The sequence below is a fragment of the Acinetobacter sp. ANC_7655 genome (genome assembly GCF_056784015.1).
On record NZ_JBWYJB010000023.1, the window covers coordinates 1 to 5,236 of the forward strand.

Consider the following 5,236-nt stretch of genomic DNA (forward strand, 5'->3'; position numbering starts at 1 on the left):
CTTTAATTTGGGAGAGGGCTTCGGTTAAAGACGCTGAGCTTTTATCAATCATAATCACTTCCTAAACAAACGATCTACATTTACCTTTAATATGATCAGGTCGATGTAGACGATGATGGGGTAGTATTTTGACGCTTCGTTAAAATCACGTGCGCTAAAATACCAATACAGATTCCCCAAAAAACTGAACTTAAACCTAAAAATTGCATACCTGAAACAGTCGCCAAGAAAGTAAGGAGAGCTGCGTCACGATCCTTTTCTTGGAACATAGCAACGTGTAAATTTGTAGCAATAGCACCTAAAAGTGCTAAACCTGCTAATGCAGCAACAAGTTCTTTAGGCAGTAAGCTAAAAAGCATCACAATGCTGCCTGCAAATAAACCACCTAAAATATAGAAAATACCGTTCGCAATACCTGCGATATAACGTTTCTCTTTGAGCTCATGTGCATCTTTACCTGTACAGAGTGCGGCTGTTATTGATGCCAGGACAATGGTGATCCCGCCCACACAAGCAACAGCTAACGATGCGATACTGGTAGTGGTAATAATGGGTTTTGCTTGAATGTCATAGCCACTTAATTTCAAAATTGCCATGCCAGGTAAAAATTGACCAGAAAGGCTGACTAAAATAAGAGGTACTGCAAGATTTAGAAAAGAGTTAAGCGTCCACTCGGGCGCAATGAATTGGGGTATTGCAAGTGAAAACTCCATATTCACAGCATTGAATTTTCCGAGGACTAAACTCATGAAAATACCAGCTGCCAATACAAAAAGCATGGCATATCGAGGTGTTAAACGCTTAGCAATCAGATACGAAATAAGCATTCCAAACACAATATATGGCATGGTATTAGTCGCGGTAAAAAGACCAAATCCGAACTGACATAAGATACCAGCCATCATTCCTGCAGCCACTGATTGCGGTATCAAAGCCAATAGTTTGTCGAAATATCCGGTAATACCAATGATGAAAATCACTACAGCTGTAGTGATATATGCAGCAACTGCTTCATTCAGTGATATATCTGGAAAAAGTGTGACTAGCAGAGCAGTACCAGGTGCCGACCAAGCGGTAATGACAGGAACTTTAAACTTTATTGATAATAGAATTCCAGCTACAGCAGCACCAATTGAGATACCCCAAATCCATGAAATCATCATGTCTGGGGAAACTTGGGCTTGTTGTGCTGCTTGAAAGAAAATAATTAATGGTCCGGCATATGAAATCAATACAGCTAAAAAGCCGGCGACAGTGGCGGAAATAGACCAATCTTCTTTTAGTGTTTTAAACAGGGTTGCCATTGTATTTGCCTCCTTGCGTCAATGATCCTGTGAATTTAAAGAGTCCGTGATCAGGGTTAACCCTGATCACCACCACCTACAGGTACGACTGTGCCTGTAATGTATGAAGACTCATCTGAAGCAAGGAACAAAATAGCATTTACTTGTTCTTGAATAGTGCCATAGCGTTTCATGTAGCTGCGGTCAATTGTTTGATCAACCACTTCTTGCATCCAAGCTTGATCTTGCTCAGATAGTGGTGAAGTATTACGTGGAATTACACGTGGTGGAGCTTCAGTACCACCTGTTGCCACAGCATTGATGCGGATACCATCTTTAGCATGTGCAAATGCCATTGATTGGGTAAAACTATTTACACCACCCTTAGCCGCAGAATATGGAAGACGGTTAATTCCACATGTGGCGATAGATGATACATTCACGATCACACCAGATTTTTGGTGTTGCATGTGTGGTAAAACTGCACGACAACTCCATAAAGTAGGAAATAAAGAACGATTGATCTCTTTGATAATTTCCTCTTCAGAAAACTCTTCAAAAGGTTTCATCCAAATCGCACCACCAACATTGTTGATCAGCACATCAATTCGGCCAAAAGTCTCGATCGCTTTATTTACAACGGATTGTGCACCAGCATAGGTTTCAAGATCAGCTAAGACAGTGACACCTGTGCCACCTTGAGTCGTAATTTCTTCAAGTGTGGTCGTCACGTATTCAGCACGGTCAGCCAGTACAACTTTTGCACCTTCGCTAGCTGCTTGAAGAGCAACACCGCGACCGATGCCTTGAGCGGCACCAGTAACGATTACGATTTTATTTTCAAATCTTTGATTCATGTTCCTATCCACTTTAATTCGCAGAGAATTTTTCGAATAAGAAGTTTGCAGGTTTAACGCCTTCAGCATCTAACCAACCACGAACTGCATCTACCATAGGAACAGGACCACAGAGGTAAACGTCTACATCACCACCGTTGAGCCATTCAGTTTCAATGTGACCTGTCACATAACCTTTACGTTCGTGTGCAGATTCTGGGTTTGCAACTACGGTACGGTATTCAAACCAATCAAGTTTTTCTTGAAGTTTGTTGAGTTCTTCAATAGCAACTAGGTCAAAGTCATTGGTTACACCAAAAACTAAACGTACTGGATGTTCAGAACCTTTTTCTTCTAATACTTGAAGCATCGACATAAATGGAGCAATACCTGTACCACCAGCAAGCATTACTACAGGGCGTACTACATTACGTAAGTAGAAGCTACCAAATGGACCAGTGAATGTCATTTTGTCGCCGACTTTCGCTTCGGTGCTTAAGAAGCTACTCATTTTACCGTTAGGAACGTTACGAACAACAAAGCCGGTCAAACGGTTGCATGGCTTAGAGCTGAAAGAGTATGAACGTGTTTCAGTTGATCCAGGAATACCTACATTTACATACTGACCAGCAAGGAAATTGATATCTGGCTGACCTTCGTCTAGTTGAATATCAAAGGTAATTGTAGATTCAGATAAGTTTTCTACACGAGAAAGTGTACCTTGATATTGATGAATTTGAGTTTTACATACATCAGATGATGCTTGAATTTGAAAAACTGCATCTGAAGTAGGACGGCACTGGCAAGCTAAGATATAGCCTTGCTCAGCCTCTTCTGGTGTAAGTGCATCTTCAATATAAGTTTCTTCAGGCATGTCATAGCTGCCAGACTCACAAAAAGCTCGACAAGTACCACATGCACCATCACGGCAATCCAGCGGAATATTAATCTTTTGACGATATGCAGCGTCAGAAAGCGTTTCGCCTTGTGCAACTGAAATAAATCGGGTTACGCCATCTTCAAATTGAAGTGCAACATTATGGTTTGACATGGCTGAATATCCTTTAAGAATCTTTTGAACAATTTTTTGGTGTAACTACCAAAATTCCATTTGGTAGTTACTGAACTTGTTATTTACTAATTACAGGTGATATACGTCGATTACTTGATTGATGTAATCATTTTTGAGTACCACATATTTATTTAAAATTTGTGGTTTTTCACCAGACAAATTGATTTCGTAGCGTGACATACCAAAGTAGCTGTATGACTTTTGGTAGCGGTAACTTAAAGTGTTCCAGTTGAAACGAACAACAACCTTATCTTCATGACGTTCAAGTATTTCAATGTTGTTAATATTGTGGCTTGTACGTGTATCAGGCATTGTTGCAGAAGAGCGTTCAGTTTTGATACGGAACACGCGGTCTTCTAAACCTTGACGATCTGGATAATAAATTAACGAGATTTCTGATTGAGGATCTTCAGTTAATGTATTGTAGTCATCCCAAGATGGCATCCAGAACGATGCTGTAGGTGCATAACACTCTAACCATTCATCCCACTGTTCATCATCAAGTAGGCGCGCTTCTTTAAATAAGAACTGGCTCACTGATTCTAAAGTTGCTTCAAGATTCGCGTTACTCATGCGTTATCTCCTTGTTCAGCTAAAGCTTGTTCTGCTTTAATCGCACGTTTCATTTCTTCTAACCAATGTTGATGTTGCGCAAGGTATAAACCTTCGTCTTCAGTTTTAACGCCTGAAAGTTTAGGTTTTAGACCAATTTCGTTTGCTGCATCATCTGGGCCATTGATCCAATGCTTTGAGCCACGGCACATATCGTTCCACTCAAGTTCGATACCAGCATAACCTGCTTGACATGCACGGAATTCTTCTAAGTCATCTGGTGTCGCCATACCTGAAGCATTGAAGAAATCTTCATATTGACGAATACGGCGTGCGCGAGCTTCTGGCTCTTCACCTACAGGTGCGATGCAGTAAATTGTTACTTCAGTTTTATCGACAGCAATTGGGCGAAGTACACGGATTTGTGAACCGAACTGATCCATCAAATAGACGTTTGGATATAAGCAAAGGTTACGTGAGCGCTCGATCATCCACTTCGACATAGCAGGACCGAATTTCTCAGAGTATTCGTCTGCTTTAGGGAAGTTAGGGCGGTCTTCAGGGTTAGCCCATTGTGTCCAAAGCAACATGTGACCATTTTCAAAACCGTAAGAACCACCGCCTTGTTTACCCCAAGAACCTGCGCTCATTGCACGGATGTTGTCGCCAGCTTGTTTTTCTTTACGTTGTTGCGTAGTCGCAGCATAATTCCAGTGAACTGCAGATACATGGTAACCATCTGCACCATTCTCAGCAGTGAGTTTCCAGTTTCCTTCGTATGTATAAGTTGAGGCACCACGTAAAACTTCTAAACCTTGATCAGACTGACCCACGATCATATCTATAATTTTAGTCGTTTCACCTAAGAATTCTTCTAATGGCAAGACGTCTGGGTTTAAGCTACCGAATAAGAAGCCTTTATAACTTTCAAAACGTGCAACTTTCTTAAGATCATGTGATCCTTCTTTGTTAAAGCAGTCAGAATAACCTGCATCTGTTGGGTCTTTAACTTTTAAAAGTTTGCCTGAGTTATTGAATGTCCAACCATGGAATGGGCAAGTATAAGTAGCCTTATTACCACGTTTGTTACGGCAAAGTTGTGCACCACGGTGTGAACACGCATTGATCATTGCATTTAGCTCGCCTTGACGGTTACGAGCAATCACGATTGGCTGACGACCGATGTGTGTCGTGTAATAATCATTGTTATTTGGAATTTGGCTTTCGTGTGCCAAGTAAACCCAATTACCCTCAAAGATGTATTTCATTTCAAGGTCAAAAAGGGCTTGATCAGTGAAAACTGAACGATGAAGTTTAAACTCACCTGTCTCAAAGTTGTCTACAAGTAACTCATCAAGACGATCTAGATGGCTGGTATTAATTACAGGAATACGTGGCATGGACGTTCTCCGACTTTCCAAATTGAGGGGAAGTCATCGGGATAATTGACTTATCCCGATTCCGACTAATTGATTTAAGCTGATGCGCGGCGG

Annotated in this window: 5 protein-coding genes; all 5 read right to left on the bottom strand. The window is 41.1% G+C overall.

Annotated elements, in window-relative coordinates:
* Positions 1-95 precede the first annotated feature (95 nt).
* Positions 96-1,304 carry a benzoate/H(+) symporter BenE gene (benE, locus tag AC1M9N_RS14365; RefSeq protein ID WP_180000663.1) on the bottom strand — a complete coding sequence of 403 codons (1,209 nt, stop codon included), beginning with the start codon at positions 1,302-1,304 and terminating at the stop codon, positions 96-98.
* 56 nt (positions 1,305-1,360) lie between these two features.
* Entirely contained in the window at positions 1,361-2,140 is a 780-nt protein-coding gene (locus AC1M9N_RS14370) for a 1,6-dihydroxycyclohexa-2,4-diene-1-carboxylate dehydrogenase (protein ID WP_092768934.1), read from the bottom strand.
* A 13-nt stretch (positions 2,141-2,153) separates the two neighbouring features.
* On the bottom strand, positions 2,154-3,170 hold the full coding sequence (benC, locus tag AC1M9N_RS14375; RefSeq protein ID WP_481954961.1) for a benzoate 1,2-dioxygenase electron transfer component BenC: 1,017 nt from the start codon (positions 3,168-3,170) through the stop codon (positions 2,154-2,156).
* A gap of 90 nt (positions 3,171-3,260) precedes the next feature.
* Complete coding sequence (gene benB, locus AC1M9N_RS14380; RefSeq protein ID WP_035270498.1) at positions 3,261-3,764, bottom strand: benzoate 1,2-dioxygenase small subunit; 504 nt, start codon at positions 3,762-3,764, stop codon at positions 3,261-3,263.
* A complete protein-coding gene (gene benA, locus AC1M9N_RS14385; protein ID WP_035270495.1) occupies positions 3,761-5,143 on the bottom strand; it encodes a benzoate 1,2-dioxygenase large subunit in 1,383 nt (460 codons plus the stop codon). The genes benB and benA overlap by 4 nt, the downstream gene beginning before the upstream one ends.
* Positions 5,144-5,236 lie beyond the last annotated feature (93 nt).

Coding starts and splice junctions, on each gene's coding strand:
- benE (WP_180000663.1), bottom strand. CDS start 1,304: ATGGCAACCCTGTTTAAAACACTAAAAGAAGATTGGTCTATTTCCGCC.
- AC1M9N_RS14370 (WP_092768934.1), bottom strand. CDS start 2,140: ATGAATCAAAGATTTGAAAATAAAATCGTAATCGTTACTGGTGCCGCT.
- benC (WP_481954961.1), bottom strand. CDS start 3,170: ATGTCAAACCATAATGTTGCACTTCAATTTGAAGATGGCGTAACCCGA.
- benB (WP_035270498.1), bottom strand. CDS start 3,764: ATGAGTAACGCGAATCTTGAAGCAACTTTAGAATCAGTGAGCCAGTTC.
- benA (WP_035270495.1), bottom strand. CDS start 5,143: ATGCCACGTATTCCTGTAATTAATACCAGCCATCTAGATCGTCTTGAT.